At 46.0% G+C, this 20800-nt stretch carries 18 protein-coding genes and 1 tRNA gene; 8 read left to right on the top strand and 11 right to left on the bottom strand.

What is annotated here, in order from left to right; translation table 11 throughout:
- The first annotated feature begins 196 nt into the window (after window positions 1-196).
- On the top strand, window positions 197-529 hold the full coding sequence (locus MD535_RS17285; protein ID WP_265676292.1) for a DMT family transporter: 333 nt from the start codon (window positions 197-199) through the stop codon (window positions 527-529).
- Between the two features lie 267 nt (window positions 530-796).
- Here the strand turns inward: MD535_RS17285 and MD535_RS17280 are convergent.
- From MD535_RS17280 to rpsU, 5 genes are all read right to left on the bottom strand, one after another.
- Window positions 797-872, bottom strand: a tRNA-Ile gene (locus MD535_RS17280).
- Between the two features lie 142 nt (window positions 873-1014).
- Window positions 1015-2862: an RNA polymerase sigma factor RpoD gene (gene rpoD, locus MD535_RS17275; protein WP_250617422.1), complete on the bottom strand. Its 1848-nt coding sequence runs from the start codon at window positions 2860-2862 to the stop codon at window positions 1015-1017.
- 97 nt (window positions 2863-2959) lie between these two features.
- Window positions 2960-4717, bottom strand: a complete 1758-nt coding sequence (dnaG, locus tag MD535_RS17270) for a DNA primase (RefSeq protein WP_265676291.1) — start codon at window positions 4715-4717, stop codon at window positions 2960-2962.
- Between the two features lie 116 nt (window positions 4718-4833).
- Complete coding sequence (locus MD535_RS17265; protein ID WP_265676290.1) at window positions 4834-5277, bottom strand: GatB/YqeY domain-containing protein; 444 nt, start codon at window positions 5275-5277, stop codon at window positions 4834-4836.
- Window positions 5278-5304: 27 nt separating this feature from the next.
- Window positions 5305-5520, bottom strand: a complete 216-nt coding sequence (rpsU, locus tag MD535_RS17260; RefSeq protein WP_001145625.1) for a 30S ribosomal protein S21 — start codon at window positions 5518-5520, stop codon at window positions 5305-5307.
- A 232-nt stretch (window positions 5521-5752) separates the two neighbouring features.
- Here rpsU and tsaD point away from each other — a divergent pair, with 232 nt between their 5' ends.
- On the top strand, window positions 5753-6769 hold the full coding sequence (gene tsaD / locus MD535_RS17255; RefSeq protein WP_250617425.1) for a tRNA (adenosine(37)-N6)-threonylcarbamoyltransferase complex transferase subunit TsaD: 1017 nt from the start codon (window positions 5753-5755) through the stop codon (window positions 6767-6769).
- Between the two features lie 181 nt (window positions 6770-6950).
- Window positions 6951-7763, top strand: a complete 813-nt coding sequence (locus MD535_RS17250; protein WP_265676289.1) for an alpha/beta fold hydrolase — start codon at window positions 6951-6953, stop codon at window positions 7761-7763.
- A gap of 30 nt (window positions 7764-7793) precedes the next feature.
- Here the strand turns inward: MD535_RS17250 and plsY are convergent, their stop codons facing one another.
- Window positions 7794-8390 (bottom strand): glycerol-3-phosphate 1-O-acyltransferase PlsY, encoded by a 597-nt coding sequence (plsY, locus tag MD535_RS17245; RefSeq protein WP_265676288.1) that lies wholly within the window; start codon window positions 8388-8390, stop codon window positions 7794-7796.
- A 105-nt stretch (window positions 8391-8495) separates the two neighbouring features.
- Here plsY and folB point away from each other — a divergent pair, with 105 nt between their 5' ends.
- From folB to MD535_RS17230, 3 genes are read left to right on the top strand one after another with little or no spacing between them, the layout of a single operon-like run.
- Window positions 8496-8855 carry a dihydroneopterin aldolase gene (folB, locus tag MD535_RS17240; protein ID WP_265676296.1) on the top strand — a complete coding sequence of 120 codons (360 nt, stop codon included), beginning with the start codon at window positions 8496-8498 and terminating at the stop codon, window positions 8853-8855.
- Window positions 8852-9334 carry a 2-amino-4-hydroxy-6-hydroxymethyldihydropteridine diphosphokinase gene (gene folK, locus MD535_RS17235; RefSeq protein WP_265676287.1) on the top strand — a complete coding sequence of 161 codons (483 nt, stop codon included), beginning with the start codon at window positions 8852-8854 and terminating at the stop codon, window positions 9332-9334. The genes folB and folK overlap by 4 nt, the downstream gene beginning before the upstream one ends.
- Before the next feature lie 16 nt (window positions 9335-9350).
- Window positions 9351-10154, top strand: coding sequence for an undecaprenyl-diphosphate phosphatase (locus MD535_RS17230; protein WP_265676286.1), 804 nt, complete (start codon window positions 9351-9353; stop codon window positions 10152-10154).
- A gap of 110 nt (window positions 10155-10264) precedes the next feature.
- Here MD535_RS17230 and MD535_RS17225 read toward each other — a convergent pair whose 3' ends face one another.
- Window positions 10265-11485: a multifunctional CCA addition/repair protein gene (locus MD535_RS17225; RefSeq protein ID WP_265676284.1), complete on the bottom strand. Its 1221-nt coding sequence runs from the start codon at window positions 11483-11485 to the stop codon at window positions 10265-10267.
- Window positions 11486-11571: 86 nt separating this feature from the next.
- On the opposite strand from MD535_RS17225, the gene MD535_RS17220 reads away from it, so the two are divergent.
- A complete protein-coding gene (locus tag MD535_RS17220; RefSeq protein WP_265676283.1) occupies window positions 11572-13257 on the top strand; it encodes an ExeA family protein in 1686 nt (561 codons plus the stop codon).
- A gap of 1 nt (window position 13258) precedes the next feature.
- Entirely contained in the window at window positions 13259-13933 is a 675-nt protein-coding gene (locus MD535_RS17215; protein ID WP_265676282.1) for a general secretion pathway protein GspB, read from the top strand.
- Window positions 13934-14120: 187 nt separating this feature from the next.
- Here the strand turns inward: MD535_RS17215 and MD535_RS17210 are convergent, their stop codons facing one another.
- The 4 genes from MD535_RS17210 to MD535_RS17195 all read right to left on the bottom strand — a co-directional run bounded on the left by MD535_RS17210 (window position 14121) and on the right by MD535_RS17195 (window position 20794).
- Window positions 14121-15899, bottom strand: a complete 1779-nt coding sequence (locus MD535_RS17210; RefSeq protein WP_265676281.1) for a PglL family O-oligosaccharyltransferase — start codon at window positions 15897-15899, stop codon at window positions 14121-14123.
- A gap of 208 nt (window positions 15900-16107) precedes the next feature.
- Window positions 16108-18945, bottom strand: coding sequence for an excinuclease ABC subunit UvrA (gene uvrA, locus MD535_RS17205; RefSeq protein WP_265676279.1), 2838 nt, complete (start codon window positions 18943-18945; stop codon window positions 16108-16110).
- 167 nt (window positions 18946-19112) lie between these two features.
- Window positions 19113-19982 (bottom strand): UTP--glucose-1-phosphate uridylyltransferase GalU, encoded by an 870-nt coding sequence (gene galU / locus MD535_RS17200; protein WP_265676277.1) that lies wholly within the window; start codon window positions 19980-19982, stop codon window positions 19113-19115.
- Between the two features lie 164 nt (window positions 19983-20146).
- Window positions 20147-20794, bottom strand: coding sequence for a LuxR C-terminal-related transcriptional regulator (locus MD535_RS17195; protein ID WP_265676275.1), 648 nt, complete (start codon window positions 20792-20794; stop codon window positions 20147-20149).
- Between the last annotated feature and the right edge of the window lie 6 nt (window positions 20795-20800).

The following is a 20800-nucleotide window of genomic DNA, read 5'->3' as shown; positions in this document are numbered from 1 at the left end:
ATAGTCGTCGAAACTGACTTCAATGAGCCTTTCTTAGGCTCATTATTTGAAAGCCCGAGATCTCAACGTTTATCTCGGGCTTTTTTATGTAAGGCTCAAAGCTTTTGAACCTTGAATACCATCGACTGAATATTGCTGCTCGCTTGAAGACGGCTTGATTCACCCCACTGTGTTGTAAATAAATAGGAATAGTTTGATGAGTTGGTTATTTATAGCGTTAGCTGTTTTGGCGGAAGCTATGTCACATGTGGCCTTAAAGGCTACCGATGGTTTTAGTTTGTCAAACCCCCTGCCAGCGACACTGGTTATTGTCGGTCATCTAGCGGCATTTGCATTTTTAAGCCAAGCGATGAAAGGGATGCCTGTAGGTATTGTTCATTCGCTGTGGGCCGGGTTAGCGATTGTTGCTGTGAGCCTTATCTCAACAGTCGTTTATCGTCAGCATCTTGATCCTATGGTCTGGGCGGGAATTTTGTTTGTGGTGGTTGGAGTGGCGATGATCAACTTCTCTCAAGGGCATGTTCATTAAAGACCAGCTTCATGCGCGTGTAGCACTCAATAGAGTATTAAAACGTAAATGAAGGGCGTACTACTGTTGTGAAGATTGGGGGAATAGATGGCCGAATGTGACTTAAGAGATAGAGCTGCATGCTCTTTGATAGTCGCGGTAACTGGTTACCTGAGTTTCTTAGTTCGCAACTACTCAAAGGTAATTTACATACAGTCAGACTCATTATCTGATTCAGCAGAAACGAAAAAGGCTTGAGAAACGAATCGCTTCTCAAGCCTTTAAATTTGGTGGCCCCTCGCAGACTTGAACTGCGGACCAATCGATTATGAGTCGACTGCTCTAACCACTGAGCTAAGGGGCCTTATAGGGCAATGATTATAGGGGATGGCAGGTGAGCTGTCTAGACGTAACTAGGGCTAATTGCGCTTGCTTTTTAATCACTTAAACCGATAGAAACAAAAAAGGTGAGCTAGTGCTCACCTTTTGTTTGATTTTTACCTGACTTACTCGTCTAGGAAGCTACGCAGAGTTTCTGAGCGGCTAGGGTGACGCAGTTTACGCAATGCTTTTGCTTCGATTTGACGAATACGCTCACGCGTTACATCGAACTGTTTGCCCACTTCTTCAAGCGTGTGGTCAGTGTTCATATCGATACCAAAACGCATACGCAGTACTTTTGCTTCACGAGGTGTTAGACCGGCTAGAACGTCTTTTGTTGCGACTCGTAGGCTCGTCATTGTTGCAGAGTCTAGAGGCAGTTCTAGTGTGGTATCCTCGATAAAGTCGCCTAGATGCGAATCTTCGTCGTCACCAATTGGCGTCTCCATTGAGATTGGCTCTTTAGCAATTTTAAGTACCTTGCGGATTTTATCTTCAGGCATTTGCATGCGTTCAGCCAACTCTTCAGGAAGAGGCTCACGGCCCATTTCTTGAAGCATTTGACGAGAGATACGATTCAGTTTGTTGATCGTTTCGATCATGTGAACTGGAATACGGATCGTACGCGCTTGGTCGGCGATTGAACGAGTGATTGCTTGACGAATCCACCATGTTGCGTATGTCGAGAACTTGTAACCACGACGGTATTCAAATTTATCAACGGCTTTCATCAAACCGATGTTACCTTCTTGGATAAGATCCAAGAATTGAAGACCACGGTTGGTGTACTTCTTAGCAATCGAAATTACTAGACGTAAGTTCGCTTCAACCATCTCTTTTTTCGCACGACGAGCTTTCGCTTCACCGATAGACATGCGACGGCTGATGTCTTTGATGTTTTGTACTGAAAGTGACGTTTCTTCTTCGATGATATCCAGCTTTTGGATAGAACGACGAATGTCATTTTCGTAACGTCTGATCTTTTCTGCGTATGGCTTATCAGAAGCGAGAACTTCATCTAACCATGCTTCGTTCGATTCATTACCTGTGAATAGCGTAATGAAAGATTTCTTAGGCATTTTGCCGTATTCAACCGCTTGACGCATGATCAAACGTTCTTGAGTACGTACACGATCCATTGACGTGCGCAGTTCGTTCACTAGGTGATCAAACTGTTTTGGCGTTAGACGGAACTCTCTAAAGACTTCTTGTACCAAGCCGTGCGACTTAGCCACTTGCGGGCTATCGTAACCATGCTCATTGATGACAAGCTGAAGGTCTTGGTAAGTATTGCGCAGCGCTGTGAACTTCTCTAGAGCAAGCTCTGGGTCAATACCTACATCTTCTTCTTCGTCGTCTTCATCAGAGTCGTCTTCACCTTCTTTGTCTTCATCTTCAAGATCAGATTCTGCTAGTTCTGAACCGATATGAGTCGCCGTAGGAGCGGTGGTGCCATCGTCATCTGGATCAACGAAGCCAGAGATTACGTCAGTAAGACGTAGCTCTTCTGCTTGAACTTTATCAAACTGCTCAAGAATGTAAGGAATCGTACCAGGGTACTCAGCAACAGAGGCTTGTACTTGGTTGATACCGTCTTCGATACGCTTAGCAATATCGATTTCGCCTTCGCGAGTCAATAGCTCAACGGTACCCATTTCACGCATGTACATACGGACTGGGTCAGTCGTGCGGCCAATTTCACTTTCTACGCTTGAAAGTGCAGCTGCAGCCGCTTCGGCTGCGTCTTCATCGGTGATAGACTGTTCATCACTCAGAGCAAGGTCATCGGCATCTGGGGCAGTTTCTACTACCTTGATACCCATGTCATTAATCATCTGAATAATATCTTCTACCTGCTCAGAATCGACAATCTCTTCAGGTAGGTGGTCATTTACTTCTGCGTAGGTCAGATAGCCTTGTTCCTTGCCCTTGATGACAAGCAGTTTTAGCTGTGACTGCGGATTTTGCTCCATAGACGATATCCAACTTAGATCTAGTGAAGGGTTTAGTATGCGAAATGCAAACCATTAATAGTAACAAATTTATTTGTTGCTGACTAAATAAATAGGGTTACGCTTTTAAATCTAGCATCAAGGCTAGCAGCTCCCGTTTTTCATCGACTGATAAGCCGACGCTTCTTTCTTTAGCCTGCAGGTTTTCGATTTGTTGTTCTACGCATTGGGCGAGTATTCTGTCCAATGAGTCAATAAATACATCTTCTTGGTTGTCATCGTCGACCTGGAGATCCCAACTCGCGAGACGAGACAGAAGCGCCTCATTTTTTGTATTACGCCAATGCTCAAGCAGTTGACCTGTAGTCATATGGGGGTGTGTTTGACATTTATCAACCACTTCACCCAATAAATTTAATCCAGGAAGTGATAAATCTCTCACTGTGGATAGATCCGGTACCATTTCAGCATAGCTCGGATTTTGCAAAAGTAGAGCGATAACATCACGCATAGGGGTGCGTTTTATCGCTTTCTGCGGTTGTGGTCGCGTTTCTACAGACGTTTTTCGTGCTCGCCTTAATTGATTATCAAAGCCCGTACGCTCATCTAAACGTTTTTCCAATAGCTCTTGGAAGTAGACGTCTGGGATCTTATTAATTAGTTCACTCGAGAGCGCTCTTAATGCAGACTTACCTTCATTGGATCCTAGATTGAGTTTATTTAATTCAATGAGGTTATCGAATAAGTAAGAGGACAGGGGCGTCGCATTCGCAATTTGTTCTTCAAGCGCCGCTTTACCGTATTTACGAACGTAGCTATCCGGATCTTCACCATCGGGCAAGAACAGGAATTTTAATGTATTGCCTGATTTTAGATGAGGTAAAGCATTTTCAAGGGCACGCCAAGCGGCATCACGGCCTGCCCGGTCACCATCGTAACAACACACAACGGTATTGGTTTGGCGAAATAAAACTTGCAGGTGATCACCAGTAGTGGAGGTGCCAAGTGAGGCGACAGAGTAATCTACATCGTATTGCGCAAGGGCGACCACGTCCATATAGCCTTCAACGACGAGGATCTGAGGTGGCTCTCGATACGCTTGCAGCACTTCGTAAAGGCCGTAAAGTTCTTTGCCTTTATGGAAAATGGGTGTTTCAGGGGAGTTGAGGTATTTCGGTGTATCGTTGCCGAGAACACGTCCCCCAAAGCCGATAACACGTCCACGTTTGTCCCTGATAGGAAACATAATACGACCACGGAAGCGATCGTAGCGGTTGCCTTTGTCGTTCTCTATTAACATACCACCCGAGACAAGCATGTCTTGAGTGGCTTTTTGTTGGCCAAAGTTTTTACGTACGTTATCCCACTCATCGGGAACATAACCAATACCAAACTTTTGAACGATTTCACCAGAAAGCCCACGTCCTTTTAAATAGTCGATGGCAATTTTATTTGCCGAGACTTTTAATTGATCTTTGTAGTACTGCCCAATGGCGGTCATAAGATCATATAAGGATCGTTTTTGTTCACTGTTTGCAGTGGGCCCTTTGGTGAAAGCGCTGTTGCCGTTTCTTTGTTCTCTTGGTACTTCCAGCCCGATAGATGAAGCAAGATCTTCAATGGCTTCAACAAACTCAAGACGGTCATATTCCATAAGGAAATCAATGGCATTACCATGTACGCCACAGCCAAAGCAGTGGTAGAACTGCTTCTCTTGGCTCACGCTAAAAGAGGGGGTTTTTTCGTTATGGAAGGGACAGCATGCGCCGTAGTTCTTGCCTTGTTTTTTCAGTTTTACACGCGCGTCAACAATATCGACAATATCCAGTCGAGCTAATAGATCGTCAATAAAGTGGCGAGGAATAATTCCGGACATAAAACCTTTTACAAGAAACGTTTACAAGAAAGATATCACCCTTTTATTAGGGTTGAGATACAAACAAGCCGTGCACTCCAGAGGATAGCACGGCTTGCTGCAATTTGGTTGGGTGACTAAGCCAGTTTAGCGCGAACTAAACCACTTACTTTCCCCATGTCTGCTCGGCCTTGAATTTGCGGCTTCAGCACGCCCATTACTTTGCCCATGTCTTGCATGCCAGCTGCATCTGATTCGGCAATAGCGCTAACAATAAGTGCTGTTACTTCATCTTCCGTCAGTGGTTGAGGCATAAAGTCCTCAAGAACGGTAATTTCGGCTTTCTCTGCATCCGCTAGATCTTGACGATTCGCAGCTTCAAACTGAGAGACAGAATCGCGACGTTGTTTAACCATTTTTGTCAGGATAGCAAGGATGTCGTCGTCGTTCAGAGTAATCCGTTCGTCGACTTCACGTTGCTTAATAGCTGACAAGGCTAAACGAATAGTGCCAAGGCGAGCTTTGTCCTTGGCTTTCATCGCAATTTTTTGCTCTTCTTTGAGTTGTTCAATAAGAGCCATAACTAAATTCCTACTGGGACCTAGTTATTAGTACAGGCGAACGCGACGTGCGTTTTCGCGAGCTAGCTTCTTAGCGTGACGCTTTTGAGCAGCTGCTTTAGCGCGTTTGCGTACTGTAGTAGGTTTTTCATAGTGCTCACGACGACGCACTTCAGAAAGGATACCTGCTTTTTCGCAAGAGCGCTTGAAACGACGTAGTGCAACGTCGAACGGTTCGTTTTCACGTACTTTAACTACTGGCATATGCCTTTCACCTCAGGGTTTAACTGTTCATTAATGCTGGTGCTTTTGTTGTTAGGGCTAAGGATTCCCTTAGTTCTAAGCGGTAAACCAGCTAAATCAAAAATGGTGCGGAATTTTAATCCGATCAGATAGGCTTTGTAAAGCACTTTTCCGCCTATGTCTTGTACAAAATTTGTTTGAGACGCGATGACGAGGTAATATTGCGCCAATTTCGAAATAAGTCGAGAACATTATGCGCATTCTAGGTATTGAAACCTCTTGTGATGAAACTGGTATTGCCATCTATGATGATGAAAAAGGTTTACTCTCACACCAACTTTATAGCCAAGTGAAATTGCACGCTGATTACGGAGGTGTCGTACCTGAATTGGCGTCTCGTGATCACGTTAAAAAAACGATCCCGTTGATCAAAGCGGCATTAGCCGAAGCCAATTTAACGCCAAAGGATCTTGATGGTGTTGCTTATACTTCCGGTCCAGGGTTGGTCGGCGCGTTGTTGGTTGGCACGACAATTGGCCGTAGTATGGCTTACGCTTGGGGGGTTCCTGCGGTGCCAGTGCATCATATGGAAGGGCACTTATTGGCACCGATGCTAGAAGATAACCCACCGCCATTCCCTTTTATTGCTTTGTTAGTCTCTGGCGGTCATACCATGATCGTTGAAGTCAATGGTATTGGTGACTACAAGATCTTGGGTGAGTCGATTGATGATGCCGCCGGGGAAGCCTTTGATAAAACCGCGAAGCTGATGGGGTTGGATTACCCGGGCGGACCTTTATTGTCTAAGCTTGCGGACAAAGGGACAAAAGGGCGCTTTAAGTTCCCACGACCGATGACAGACAGGCCGGGTTTGGATATGAGCTTTTCCGGTCTTAAAACGTTTGCGGCGAATACGATTAGGGCGAACGATGATGATGAGCAGACTCGCGCTGATATTGCCTACGCGTTTCAGGAAGCCGTGTGCGATACATTGGCGATAAAATGTAAGCGTGCACTAAAGCAAACAGGCATGAAGCGTATCGTGATTGCAGGTGGCGTGAGTGCGAATACCTTTTTGCGCCAAGAGCTTGAAGCGCTAGCAAAAAAAGTCGGTGGTGAAGTTTATTACCCACGTACTGAGTTTTGTACCGATAATGGTGCGATGATTGCTTATGCGGGGATGCAACGTCTAAAAAATGGCGATGTTGCTGATATGGCGGTTGAAGCCACACCGCGCTGGCCCATTGATCAGCTAACGCCGATCAAGTGAGCAGTCACTAATCGAGCGAAGTATAAGGTGGCTGATAACCATTGTGCGACGTTAAGAAATAAGGTCACGTAAGTGGCCTTTTTTATGACAGTTTTAAACAAAAAGCCTAAGGTCTGTGACGAAGCAAACGTGTTACATTAGTGAAAACGACATTAGCGAAAAACATAGGGAATAAAGAAACATGAAGCAGTTTTCTATTGATGGCCATACGATGGCTTATCAAGATATAGGCTCCGGACCTGTTGTCATTTTCGGGCATAGTTATTTATGGGATAGCAAAATGTGGGCCCCTCAAATTGAAGTGCTGAGTCAACATTATCGCTGTATTGTGCCTGATTTATGGTCTCATGGAGAATCAGAGTCAGCGCCCGCCTCTATGCGTAATCTAACAAACTATGCCGAACATATTTTGGCTCTAATGGATGAGTTAGAGGTAGAATCCTTCTCTATTGTCGGTTTGTCTGTCGGCGGTATGTGGGGCGCAGAGCTGACAGCTCTTGCACCATCTCGTGTAAAAAGTTTGGTCATGATGGATACGTTTGTTGGGTTAGAACCTGAAGTTATGCATACCAAATACTTTGCGATGCTCGACACCATTACGCAAGTTAGAGCGGTGCCAAAGCCAATATTAGAAGCGGTTGTACCCATGTTTTTTGCGCAAGATGCTAAAAATACAACACCTAAATTGGTTGATGAGTTCGCGACTCAATTGTCGAAGGTGCAAGGCGAGCAGGCTGTTGAGATCGCTCGTATCGGGCGGATGGTCTTTGGGCGACGCGATCTATGTGATGAAATTGAAAAGTTTGCTCTGCCTACCCTTATCGCGGTAGGAGCAGAAGATAAGCCAAGGCCGGTACTCGAGTCTTATTTGATGCAGGATTTGGTTTCAGGCAGTGAACTCATGGTGATCCCAGCCGCAGGACATATTAGTAACCTAGAGCAACCAGAATTGGTGACCAACAAACTTGTTGAGTTTTTAGCTCAGCACGCCTAATTCAGTAAGATAGGCATGACGAGGCACCGTTTACGGTGCCTTTTTTTGTCCTACTTTTGGCTCGGTTCCATCAAACAGGCGTCGAATATTTTGATGGTGGCGCAAAATGATTAAGCAACTCAGCATTGCTACTGGAAAAGTAAAGACGGGTCTGACCATCCAGGTATAAACCGGGGCAAGCATGACCGTTGTAATGGCGGCGAGCGAGGAATAGCGAAAGATCAACGCGACCAATAGCCAAGTACCTGTAATAAGCCCGGTTAAATCCCAGCCAATAGGCGCAATCGCCCCCAATGCCGTCGCCACGCCTTTCCCCCCCTTGAAGTGGAAAAATAATGGGTACATATGCCCCAAGCAAGCGGCAATCGCAATGACGCCTAGAATGACAGGGTCGATATTAAAGTAGTAACCACTCCAGACAGGGATCGTGCCTTTGAGCATATCGCAGAGTAACACCGCCACGGCGGCACCTTTGCCTCCCAACCTTAGTACATTGGTTGCACCAGGGTTTTGCGAGCCGACAGTTCTAGGGTCAGGTAGGCGTAGTAGACGGCAGATCAGCACTGCACTCGACACTGAGCCGAGCAAATAAGCGATGATGATCATAGCGAGCGCTAACGGTGTCATTGCATACCTTTTCTCAAGAAATTATCAATGGGGACTGATATCATATCGGCAATAGTACGTTTTTTCCCAGCAAATGGGTATCCGACCTCTAATAAAGGACAAATCATGGCATTGGACAAAGTATTTATCGAGCAACTTGAAGTCATTACCACTATCGGAGTGTATGACTGGGAGCAAGAAATCAAACAGAAGTTGGTTCTAGATATTGAAATGGCACACGATAATGCGCCAGCCGGGAAAAGTGACAATGTTGAAGATGCGCTTGATTACTCGCAAGTCTGCACTGCAGTCCTTGAGCATATTGAAACGGGGCGTTTTCTGTTGGTTGAGCGTGTGGCTGAAGAAGTGGCTACTCTTATTCAAACGCAATTCTCTGTGCCTTGGGTTAAGATTCGTTTAACTAAGCCTGGGGCGGTCGCACAGGCCAAAGGCGTAGGCGTGGTGATTGAACGAGGCGAGGCATGATCACCGCCTTTATTGGTATTGGTTCGAATGTGCAACGTGAGAAACACATTCGCGCCGCGTGCCATGAATTATCGCTGATCACCAAGAACCTGCACTACTCGCCAGTATACGCTTGTGAATCTTTTGGTTTCTCTGGCAACGATTTTTTCAATATGGTGGTTCGTCTGGATACCACATTAACGTTGACGGAACTCAGCGCTGCACTAAGAGAGATCGAGGTGAAGTGGGGACGTGATGTGGATGCCGCCAAGTTTCAAGATCGCACTATTGATCTTGATATCTTGTTGTTTGGAAATGAAATCTCACAAAAGAAACCATTTGTACCGCGTGAAGATATTTTTAAATATTCATTTGTCACACAGCCTCTGTATGATCTAGATCCGAACTTGGTGATCCCGAATGATGGTCGCACTGTCGGTCAGATCTTAGAGACAATGTCAGATCCGGTAGCACTTAGAAAAATCGATTTTCAATTTTAGTTGGTAGTAAATAGTAATGAGTTATTTTGAAGCCTTTATTTTGGCCCTTATTCAAGGGTTAACGGAATTCTTACCTATCTCCAGTTCTGCGCATTTGATCTTACCTTCCGCCATTCTTGGCTGGGAAGACCAAGGGCTCGCTTTTGATGTTGCGGTGCATGTGGGTACGTTAGCCGCCGTGGTTATCTATTTTAGAAAAGAAGTGGTTACCCTATTTCGGGCCTTGTTTGCTTCGATCTTTAAGGGCGAGCGCAGTAAGGAATCAAAACTGGCATGGATGATTGTCTTAGCGACGATCCCAGCTTGTATCTTTGGCTTACTGATGAAAGATCTCATCGAATTGTATCTACGTAGTGCCTACGTGATTGCCACCACTACGATTATCTTTGGTTTGTTATTATGGTGGGTAGACAAGCATGCCAAACAAAATGCGGATGAGTACCAAGCGGGCTGGAAAAAAGCCTTGTTTATTGGTCTTGCTCAAGCGATGGCGATCATTCCGGGTACGTCACGCTCAGGAGCGACAATTACAGCGGCTTTATATTTAGGTTTTACTCGCGAAGCGGCGGCTCGATTCTCGTTTTTAATGTCGATCCCTATTATTACCTTAGCGGGCGCTTACTTAGGTTTGAAATTGGTGACAGGCTCTGAACCGATACATGCGGGCTACTTGTTAACGGGCATCGTGGTCTCGTTTATCAGTGCTTATATCTGCATTCACTATTTCTTGAAGCTCATTTCTCGCATGGGAATGATGCCGTTTGTCATCTATCGATTACTGTTAGGTGTGGGACTGTTTGCATTTTTGCTGATGAGTTAATCAGGCATGATATTGCTGGCACCTAGTCATTAGGTTGCCAGCGTTCATGGCGACTCAAGATCGACGATTTGGTCGGTATAGATGATGTTTATTCTTAGCTTCTTAGCTTCTTAGCTTCTTAGCGCTTCAGCAATGGCGCTTGTTTTGCGCTTCTCTAGCTCTTCTCTAATTGCTTGGCCTTTAAAGCCATCAGCAATGATGGTTTGTACATTCACGTTAATGGCGGCGTGATAGGCTTGCTTTACTCTTTCTGCTTGTCGGTAAGGCTGGTTTTCAAGACCTTTTCTCCCTCTATGGTCAGCTTCACAACACAATAAAACTTGCGCAAGTTTTGCCGGTTTTCGCCATACATCCAGTTGCGAAAATATTTTCACAAAAGTCGCGGGTTTAAGCTCATGCGCACGGTGGATATTAGAGTGCTGAGCACACACGGCGAGAGCAAGGTCTCGGTATTCATTTGGCACTCGAACGCGTTGGCACAGCTGTTTAATCAGCTTTTGTCCAGTGTGGCAGTGCAGTTTATGGCTTGGCCATTCGTCGCGAGGTGTGACGCCCTTGCCTAAATCGTGAACTTGAGCTGCAAAACGAATGGTCGTCTCCGTACTCAATTTACTCGCTTGTTGAGCCACTAATAACGTGTGGATGCCAGTATCTATTTCCGGATGCCATTTTTCTGGTTGTGGGACGCCAAATAGAGCATCAATCTCAGGTAATACAACCTTGAGTGCGCCACACTGTCGCAGGATATCAAGAAAAACCTCTGGGTGCGGCGCGGATAGTGACTTGTGCCACTCTTGCCAAACCCGCTCTGGCGTTAGGTGTGCGAGTTCACCATCATCGACAATGCGCTGCATCAAAGACAAGGTTTCTGGCGCGACGGTAAAACCTAAGTGTGCTAACTTCGCCGCAAAGCGAGCGACGCGTAGTACTCGTAACGGATCGTCGACAAACGCAGGGGAAACATGGCGCAATACACGCAGTTCAAGGTCTAGGCGCCCTTGATAAGGATCGATGATATCGTCCTGTTGGTTTTGTGCCATGGCATTAATAGTGAGATCACGGCGTTGCAGATCTTCTTCTAATGTCACATCGGGGGAAGAAAAGCACTCAAAACCCGTGTAGCCATGCCCGGATTTTCGCTCTGTACGAGCAAGCGCATGCTCTTGTTTGTTCTTTGGGTGTAGGAAGACAGGAAAGTCTTTACCAACGGCTTGAAAACCCGCATTAAGCATTTGTTCTGGTGTGGCGCCGACCACAACCCAATCTTTATCATAGACATCAAGCTTGAGTAATTGATCGCGCACTGCACCACCGACAAGATAGACTTGCAAATTGGCTCCCCTTTTTCATACTTTGCCGTTGGCATTCATTGAGCTCAATGGTACTTTGCTTTTTGTCATAATGTAAGGACGAGAGAATGTATAAGGATTTTTTTGGTTTTCATGAGGTACCGTTTTCGATAGTGCCTAGCTCTCGTTATCTGTTTCTCAGTCAACGACACCGTGAAGCCATGCAGCACCTCCAGGCCGGATTAGGCCAAGGTGGAGGGTTTGCTATGTTGACGGGGGAAGTTGGAACTGGAAAAACCACCGTTGCTAAAGCCATGCTGGCAGCGCTTGACGACAAAACGGCGTCAGGTCTTATCCTCAATCCCACTTTTTCGAGCCAAGATTTACTAGAAGCGATCTGTGATGAGTTTGCGATTGTTTATCCAGAGAGTGCTTCTTTAAAGCAGCTGAGTCAGGCTATTTATCGTTACCTGCAACAAAACGAAGAGCAAGGGATCAACACCTTAGTCGTCATTGATGAAGCTCAGCACTTATCTGCAGACGTTCTTGAGCAGTTAAGGCTTTTAACTAATTTAGAGACGGATGACCGTAAATTGCTAAAGGTACTACTTATCGGGCAGCCAGAGCTGCAAGATAAGCTGCGTACCACGCAATTACGTCAACTCGCTCAGCGCATTACCGGGCGCTATCACCTGCTGCCGCTGACAGAAGGGGAAACTCGTCAATATATTGAGTTTCGTTTGTCGATGGCTGGTGGAGAAGCGAGTCTATTTTCAAAAGGCGCAGCATCGGTGATTAACCGTGCCAGTCAGGGGATCCCAAGACTGATTAACCTCATTGGTGATAAGTCATTGCAGTACGCTTATCATTCAGGTCAAAAGGAGGTTTCAAAATCGTTGGCACAAAAAGCCAGTGAAGATATTTTGTCTTTTCAAGCGCCAGGTTTTGCAAATGCTGCCAGTGATCATTCCTCACAAAAGATCGCATTCCGATGGCGGCCTATCGCCAGTTACGTCGCCTTAGCGACGATCGGCGTTGCGCTTGCATCGTTGATGTACTTTAAAGGAGCGGATGTGATGACGGCGCTGCAGGCGAGTCAATCATCCACAAGCCTTGAAAATGATAATCGTCACGCACAGCTAGAGAGTTCTGCGGTGCAAGAGCAGATAGCATCAGCCCCTGTTGCAGAGCCACAACCGTATTCAGAAGCGCTGCTTCAGTCGGTGTTTTTGAGGCAGGATAAGGTCGCCGCGATACAAGAGCTTTATAACGTGTGGGGCTATCAAGCGAGCGTGCTTGACGGTATGTGCGAGAGCGAAAGTAACAGTTTGTTTATTTGTCAAAAGCGCTTAGGGACATTGCAGCAGGTCGCGTCGACGAACCTACCGGTAGTGATGCCAATGTATTTTGATGGCAAGGAGAGTTTTGTTGTGTTGTATAAGCTTTCCCAGACCCATGCAGAGCTACTTAATGGAGCCGAGCGTTTTCAAATCCCTATCGCCACCCTTGAGAGTTTATGGACCGGGGAGTTCTACTTTATTTGGCAACGCGCGCTAACCAGCACGCTACGGTTAAATCAGCAAGGGGAAGCGGTGCGACTATTGGATGAAAAGCTTTCTCAGGTGCTCGGCAGTCGCCCTTCGGGGAGTGATGTGTTTGACCAGCAATTACAGCGTAAAGTGGAAGTGTTTCAACGTTGGCAGAAGATGGACGTTGATGGGATCGCCGGACGTAATACCTTACAGAAACTGGAACTATTAACGCAGGTCGATGCGCCTTCTTTAAGCGGGAAGCTTGTCGGGGAGGAAAGCTAGTATGTCTATGAATTTCACGAGGGCTGCCGTTTCAGTGTCTTTGATGGTAGCAATGGGCATGCCGACTGCGATGGCTTCTGAAAGTCGCGGCGCAGTAAAATTGCCTACTATTGAACAAGTGTCCCAATCGCACAGTGAAGCACAGCTCTCTGCGGACTATGTCGCATTGGAATACCCTGATTTTGGGGTGTTGAAAGAGCCACCAGAAAAAAAGGTTGCGCCTATTCACTACAGCCAAAAACCTTCAGAAGCTTACGTAACCGAGGTGCAGACGGTAGAGAAAAATACTGCTGACGCCCCATTATTAGAGCAGCCTTCATCAGATGAACCGTTTACGTTGGACAACTTAGATTTGAGCGGACTTGACCCTGATATCGCTCGTAAAGTGGCGTCAGCGATGAATAAAATTGATCAACAGAGTACAGCATCATCGAGTCATATCTCGCTAGAGGAGAATATCAGTAAATATCAAGGCCGATTACCGCCATTGAATTTGCAAACCCATATGTATTCTTCAGATTCTCAGCGTCGTTGGATTAAGATTAATGGTCAGGAGTTAAGAGAAGGCGATCGGCTTAATAATATCCAGATTGTTGAGATTACGCCGCAGTTAGTGACGATTCGTTTCGATAATGAACTGATTGATATTCCTGCGTTGTATGAGTGGGGAGGTTAGGGACTCGTCCAGTTAAGGCCATATTAATTGGGCGATATCAACGAAAAGTCTATCGGTTAGACGCTTATTGTTTAGCCCCCCCTTCAAGGAAAGGCCGCTGTGAGCGCGCGGCCTTTTGTCAGTAGAGTCGCTAGCAATAAGCGATGACTCGATTAAGCACCAGCGATGTGGCAACTAACGATGTATGTTATTGAGCGCTTGAGGCCTCTAATGCACCAGAAGAGACCGCAAGGCTGTTTCCTAGCGAATACTCGGTCGTAAAGGTCTCATTTGGAAATAAATACTCAGCTTCAGTCAGCACCTGTAAGGCTCGACTGCTATCCCCAATGGCGTCATACGCTAAAATCAAATTTTGATAAAACGCCGGTCGTGGCTTACGTTTTATGATATCGACAGACCAATCAATATACGGCTGAATGTGTTGCGGTTGCTGGGTACTTAAGCCTATTTTTAAGTAGGTGCTGTACACGTCCCAATCGTATCGGTCTTTCCACACGACAGGGTTACTCACTTGCTGAAGAATGTCAGGGTCAGCTGGTGTGGTTTGTTCAAACTTGGTCAGCACATAATTCGTATGCAGAGCTGCGCCCATATAAAGCGTTGTTACAATTGGAATAACAAGCGACATAACACGCAGCGAGGTTTTTGTGATGCGAGAGAATGACGTTTGTTTGAGTTGTGAACCTCGTTGATCCACCCAGTAGATAAGAACGATAAACGTTATCCAGTGAATCAAAGAGTGATAGAAAGGGTATTCAAGCTGAGTGTGCAGCACCAGAGGAATAAAGAGGGCGAAGATCGCCAGTCGGGTACCCGGCTTAGAGGTATAGATGCGGCTCAAGACAAACCCCGCCGCCAATAAAATACCCAGAATCGTGACGACGCCCCCCTCAACTCCCCAGTAAAGCAGCTCATTATGTGGGTGATCGAGCGCAGGGAGACCGGGTTCAAATCGGTCATTAAGTTGATGTTGGCGCGCGGTATACAACATGTATTGTGATTCAAACTTACCCAGTCCATACCCCGTAAACGGCTTTTCAATCAACATATCAATGGATTGACTAAATAGCGTAGGACGAATGTCGTGCAGTTGAGCTTTGTCTTCCACAAGTGTTTGATTGCCATGACCAGAAAACAGTAACACCATACCCAGTGCGACACCGGTTAAGTTTGCGAGAGTCCAACCTCGGAAGCGCTTACGAGTTGAATGGCGATACAGATAAGGGACCAAAAAAAGTACGCCAATACTGGCGCCTAACCAGCCTGTTCTGGACGCTAACGAAATGAGTAATGGAATCAGGATAATCGGTGTGACGTACAATAATGAAACGTCACTAATACGGCGATGGTACTTGTGCTTTTGACGGGCCAATAAATACCCCGATATGACTAAGCCAGTGGCAAGGAAGCTGGCCATGACATTGGGTTGCTGAAAGATGCCATAAGGGCGGTTTAGCTTGGTGTCGTAACCGAAAATATTGTCACTTGGTAAGTAAAAAAGCTGGACGTAACCAATTAGCGCTTCAATCAAACAGGCGAGAACCACTAACCAAAGGAGGCGCTGCTTCTGTTTATTAGTGAATTGGAATTGTTGAAGTAATACAAAAAATAAAAAGCCGCCCCACAACGTAATGAAGCGTGGTAGCACATTGGTAAAATCCGGCTGGCTATAAATCAGCGGTAGGGTTAAAAACACGCACGATACCAGCAAGCCAATGGTAAGTTTGCTAAATCGTAAGTACTGGTTGCTGCCCATTTGGTATAAACCAATGGCAAACGCCAGACTAAATGCTACCCAAGCCGTATTGTTAAACGACAGCGCAAGACCGACACCACCGGGGTTCGGCCAGAAAAAATGCATGGCGATGAGATAGAGCAGTGCCATCACAGTAAGGAACTTTCGGTTTAACGGTGGACGAGTGAGGCTTACGCCTAACTCCGTGCCATTAATTAATGTGGTTGCCATCGTTGATGTTGTTTCACTATATCTAAGGGAAAATGAGTGCCTCACAGGGTAGGCACTCAAGGTAATAGAGATCAATTTACCTTTTTAGCATAGTTTTTAATAACTAACCTAGTTTTAAGCCCGTAACTTTACCCTAAGAAGCCATGGGACTTCTTAGAAGTATAAATCGCCTCGCAAGTATGAAGGCTACCAGCAAGGCGCATATGTATTACTTAGCTTTAGTGCTCAGCATGGGTTTTAAAAATCTAGCTGTGTGTGATCCGTCGACTTTTGCCACTTCTTCTGGTGTGCCCTCAGCAATAATTTCGCCACCGCCTTGACCGCCTTCAGGCCCTAAATCAATCACCCAGTCAGCCGTTTTAACGACATCCAAGTTATGTTCAATCACCACCACGCTGTTGCCATGATCGCGTAAGCGGTGAAGGACAGAAAGCAGCAACTCAATATCATGGAAGTGCAAACCGGTGGTTGGCTCATCCAAGATATAGAGTGTTTTGCCCGTATCGCGTTTAGAAAGCTCACGAGCCAGTTTGACGCGTTGCGCTTCACCGCCTGAGAGCGTTGTCGCCGCTTGGCCTAGGCGAATGTAAGACAACCCAACATCCATCAGTGTTTGCAACTTACGTGCGATAACAGGCACAGGATCAAAGTAAGCGCGAGCATCTTCGACGGTCATTTGTAATACTTCGTCTATCGTCTTGCCTTTGTAGCGGATCTCGAGTGTTTCACGGTTATAACGCTTACCTTTACAAACATCACAAGGGACATAAACATCGGGTAGGAAGTGCATTTCAACTTTAATGACCCCATCCCCTTGGCACGCTTCACAACGGCCGCCTCGGACGTTAAAACTAAAGCGACCTGGCTTATAGCCACGAGAGCGAGATTCTTGAGTTCCCGCGAAAAGCTCACGAATTGGCGTAAATATGCCAGTATACGTCGCCGGGTTAGAGCGTGGCGTTCGGCCTATTGGGCTTTGGTCGATATCGATAACTTTATCAAAGTGCTCCAAGCCTTCGATCTTCTTGTAAGGCGACGGCTCTGCGGTCGTCGCGCCGTTAAGTTGCGTATGAGCAATCTTAAAGAAGGTGTCATTGATAAGGGTGGACTTCCCCGAACCTGATACACCAGTAATACAGGTGAATAAGCCGACAGGGATCGTTAAATCCACATTCTTCAGGTTGTTGCCCGTCGCACCGGATAAGGTGACGAGTTTTTTAGGGTCAACAGGTGTGCGTTGCTTTGGTATTGATATTTCACGCTTACCACTTAGATATTGCCCTGTTAACGATGCCTCGGATGCCAGAATGTCATCAATCGTTCCTTCCGCCACAATTGACCCACCGTGTACGCCAGCACCAGGGCCAATATCGATGACATGGTCAGCGGTACGAATGGCATCTTCATCGTGCTCAACGACTAGTACGGTGTTGCCTAAATCTCGTAAGTGGATCAAAGTATCGAGTAAGCGCTCATTGTCTCGTTGGTGAAGACCGATAGACGGTTCATCCAGTACGTACATCACACCAACCAGTCCTGCGCCGATTTGGCTGGCGAGTCGAATTCGCTGCGCTTCGCCACCGGATAATGTCTCGGCACTGCGTGATAAGTTCAAGTAATTGAGGCCGACATTAATTAAGAACTGAAGTCGGTCATTAATCTCTTTCATCACTTTATCGGCGATTTGAGCACGTTGACCTTCTAAGCTTAATGAGCGGAAAAACGCCATTGAATCGCTGATGCTCATTTCGACAATTTCGGGCAACGTCGTGTCTTGGATAAAGACATTTCGAGCTTCTTCTTTTAAGCGAGTGCCGCCACAAGATGAGCAGGATTTAGTGGAAATATACTTGGTCAGATCCTCGCGAACCGAGTTTGATTCAGTGTCACGGTAGCGACGCTCAAGGGTATTAAGGATCCCTTCAAACGGATGACGCTTAACTCGGATATCGCCACGGTCGTTGACATAATTAAATTCAATTTCTGTTCGGCCAGAGCCTTTTAATACCACATCTTTAATTTTCTTAGGTAAGGATTTAAAGGGTACGAAAAGGTCAAAATCGTAATGCTTGGCCAGCGACGATAGCATTTGGAAATAATAGTAATTCTTTTGATCCCAGCCTCGTATTGCCCCTTCAGCAATACTGATGGTTTCGTCTTGAATCACGCGAGCAGGGTCAAAGTACTGTTGTACGCCAAGTCCATCACACGTGTGGCACGCGCCAGCAGGGTTATTGAAAGAGAACAGTCTTGGTTCAAGCTCTTGCAGGCTGTAACCACAGTACGGGCAGGCAAAGTTAGCCGAAAATATGATGTCTTCTTTTTCGGAGTCATCCATCCAACCCACCGCGACAATGCCACCAGAGAGTTCTAATGCCGTTTCAAAGGATTCTGCCAGTCTTTGTTGCAGGTTATCACGTACTTTAAAGCGGTCGACGACGACTTCAATGGTGTGTTTTTTATGCAATTCAAGCGTTGGTGGATCGGAAAGATCGCAGGTCTCGCCATCGATCCTTGCGCGAATAAAACCTTGGGCAGCGAGGTTCTCTAGCGTTTTAACGTGCTCCCCTTTTCGTTCTTTCACGATAGGCGCAAGCAACATCATTTTAGAGCCTTCTGGCAGCTCAAGTACTTTATCGACCATTTGGCTAACGGTTTGTGCAGCCAATGGCGTTTTATGCTCGGGACAACGGGGCTCGCCGACACGTGCGTATAGAAGACGCAGATAATCGTAGACTTCAGTAATAGTACCGACGGTTGAGCGTGGGTTATGAGAGGTGGATTTTTGCTCAATGGAAATCGCGGGCGATAGCCCTTCAATATGGTCGACGTCAGGCTTTTCCATTAAAGATAAGAACTGTCTCGCGTAAGCCGATAATGACTCCACATAGCGCCTTTGCCCTTCTGCGTAAAGGGTATCGAATGCTAGCGATGACTTACCTGAACCAGAAAGGCCGGTAATCACGGTGAGTTTATCGCGAGGAATCGTCAGGCTGACGTTTTTTAGGTTATGGGTTCGAGCACCCCTAACTTCGATCTTATCCATTGTTGCCACTCATGTAATACGTAGTGCGATAAGTATTACATAGTGTGAAGTTTGTGCAAAGAAATACTGGATAAAAAAACAGGGTAATATAGAAGGGCTGGGGAGAAATAAAAACGCCACGTTTCTAAGAGAAAGTGGCGTTAATGGGGAGCGGTTGTCGAGCGTAATTAGGCTTTCTTTGTTGCGTGTTTTCCTAGCTCAGAGGTTTTTTCGTCTTTTAGATATAGGTTTTCGAAACAGTAGTTTGTTGCTTCAATGTAACCTTCGACACTACCACAGTCAAAGCGTTGGCCTTTAAATTTATACGCAAGGACACAACCGGATTTTGCTTGTTTTAGTAGGGCGTCGGTGATTTGAACTTCGCCACCTTTGCCTGGCTCTGTTTGCTCGATAAGCTCAAAGATATCCGGAGTAAGAATGTAACGACCAATGATGGCAAGATTGCTAGGTGCGGTACCCGCCTCTGGTTTTTCAACCATGTCGTCAACGCGGAATAGATCGTCTTTGATCATTTCACCAGAAATGACACCGTATTTGTGAGTTTCATTGTCTGGAACTTCTTGAACAGCAACAATTGAACAACGAAATTGCTTGTACAGGGCAACCATTTGCGCAAGTACCCCTTGCTCTTCGTTGACGCAAAGATCATCGGCTAGCACGACAGCAAAAGGTTCATCGCCGATGAGCTCACGGCCCGTTAAGATAGCATGGCCTAGGCCTTTCATTTCACGTTGGCGAACATAGGTAAATTGCGCAGAATCGATGATATCGCGGATCTCAACCAGCAGCTCTTCTTTGTTGGTGCCGCTAATCTGATGTTCTAGCTCATAGTTTTTATCAAAGTGATCCATGATCGAGTGTTTACCACGACCCGTCACAATGCACATTCCATCCATACCTGCTTGAATCGCTTCTTCGACACCGTATTCAATAAGCGGCTTGTTCACCACTGGCATCATTTCTTTTGGCATTGACTTTGTTGCTGGAAGAAAACGAGTTCCGTACCCAGCAGCTGGGAATAGGCACTTTTTAATCATGATAAAACCCTTTATCTTTATAGTCTTTAGTTTGCGTTACTGACGAATATTCTGCCGCTAGTCTACCGCTAATTAAATCCAGATAACAGCCTTATCCTAAGTTGGGTCGGTGTGTCTTTCATGATTGATTTTTCGATGTTTTGTGATGGCAGTTATTGACTTCGTTAAGAGAGTAAGTGTTGGTTTGCCCATGCAATAGCTTGTAAGCGGTTTTTAACCGATAGTTTTCTAAATATCTGATAAAGATGTGATTTTACGGTGGATTCGGTAATGAATAGATCTTCAGCCATTTGCATATTCGTCGCGCCTGATTGCAGACTGCGCAGGATATCAATTTCGCGAGCGGTTAGGTCAACCACTGCTGGAGACGTATTGGCGGACACAACGTGTCGATAGTGATGTAATAATTGGCTCGAAACATCCCGAGGTAACCAGTTTTTGCCATTAATGATTTCATCAAAGCCTTTGACGATCTTCTCTGGCGATTCATGGCTATAAAATAAACCTTTAATGTTGCCGTAGCGCAGGATCGTTTCCGTGGTGAGTCTATGCGGAACGTTGATTAAAATGGTTTCAAAGTGCTTACTCACTAAAGGGAGGTTAAGTACTTGCTGGAAGATGTCCAGCGAGGCGTGGTAATCAAACAGTAATATTCGGTTACGCACTTTGTCTCTCGCCACCATCAGGGCTTCCGGTTGAATAACATCGATGGCATTGATACTTAACTTGGAAAGTTGTTCCACAAGAGGATCGGGCGAACTCGTGCTTAGTGCCACATGCTGGATGATGCGTTTGTAGCTATTTTTTCTCATAAGAAT

The organism is Vibrio qingdaonensis, assembly GCF_026191675.1.
Taxonomy (GTDB): domain Bacteria; phylum Pseudomonadota; class Gammaproteobacteria; order Enterobacterales; family Vibrionaceae; genus Vibrio; species Vibrio qingdaonensis.
This window is presented reverse-complemented; position numbering and strand designations above follow the sequence as displayed.

Coding starts and splice junctions, on each gene's coding strand:
- MD535_RS17285 (WP_265676292.1), top strand. CDS start 197: ATGAGTTGGTTATTTATAGCGTTAGCTGTTTTGGCGGAAGCTATGTCA.
- rpoD (WP_250617422.1), bottom strand. CDS start 2,862: ATGGAGCAAAATCCGCAGTCACAGCTAAAACTGCTTGTCATCAAGGGC.
- dnaG (WP_265676291.1), bottom strand. CDS start 4,717: ATGTCCGGAATTATTCCTCGCCACTTTATTGACGATCTATTAGCTCGA.
- MD535_RS17265 (WP_265676290.1), bottom strand. CDS start 5,277: ATGGCTCTTATTGAACAACTCAAAGAAGAGCAAAAAATTGCGATGAAA.
- rpsU (WP_001145625.1), bottom strand. CDS start 5,520: ATGCCAGTAGTTAAAGTACGTGAAAACGAACCGTTCGACGTTGCACTA.
- tsaD (WP_250617425.1), top strand. CDS start 5,753: ATGCGCATTCTAGGTATTGAAACCTCTTGTGATGAAACTGGTATTGCC.
- MD535_RS17250 (WP_265676289.1), top strand. CDS start 6,951: ATGAAGCAGTTTTCTATTGATGGCCATACGATGGCTTATCAAGATATA.
- plsY (WP_265676288.1), bottom strand. CDS start 8,390: ATGACACCGTTAGCGCTCGCTATGATCATCATCGCTTATTTGCTCGGC.
- folB (WP_265676296.1), top strand. CDS start 8,496: ATGGCATTGGACAAAGTATTTATCGAGCAACTTGAAGTCATTACCACT.
- folK (WP_265676287.1), top strand. CDS start 8,852: ATGATCACCGCCTTTATTGGTATTGGTTCGAATGTGCAACGTGAGAAA.
- MD535_RS17230 (WP_265676286.1), top strand. CDS start 9,351: ATGAGTTATTTTGAAGCCTTTATTTTGGCCCTTATTCAAGGGTTAACG.
- MD535_RS17220 (WP_265676283.1), top strand. CDS start 11,572: ATGTATAAGGATTTTTTTGGTTTTCATGAGGTACCGTTTTCGATAGTG.
- MD535_RS17215 (WP_265676282.1), top strand. CDS start 13,259: ATGTCTATGAATTTCACGAGGGCTGCCGTTTCAGTGTCTTTGATGGTA.
- MD535_RS17210 (WP_265676281.1), bottom strand. CDS start 15,899: ATGGCAACCACATTAATTAATGGCACGGAGTTAGGCGTAAGCCTCACT.
- uvrA (WP_265676279.1), bottom strand. CDS start 18,945: ATGGATAAGATCGAAGTTAGGGGTGCTCGAACCCATAACCTAAAAAAC.
- galU (WP_265676277.1), bottom strand. CDS start 19,982: ATGATTAAAAAGTGCCTATTCCCAGCTGCTGGGTACGGAACTCGTTTT.
- MD535_RS17195 (WP_265676275.1), bottom strand. CDS start 20,794: ATGAGAAAAAATAGCTACAAACGCATCATCCAGCATGTGGCACTAAGC.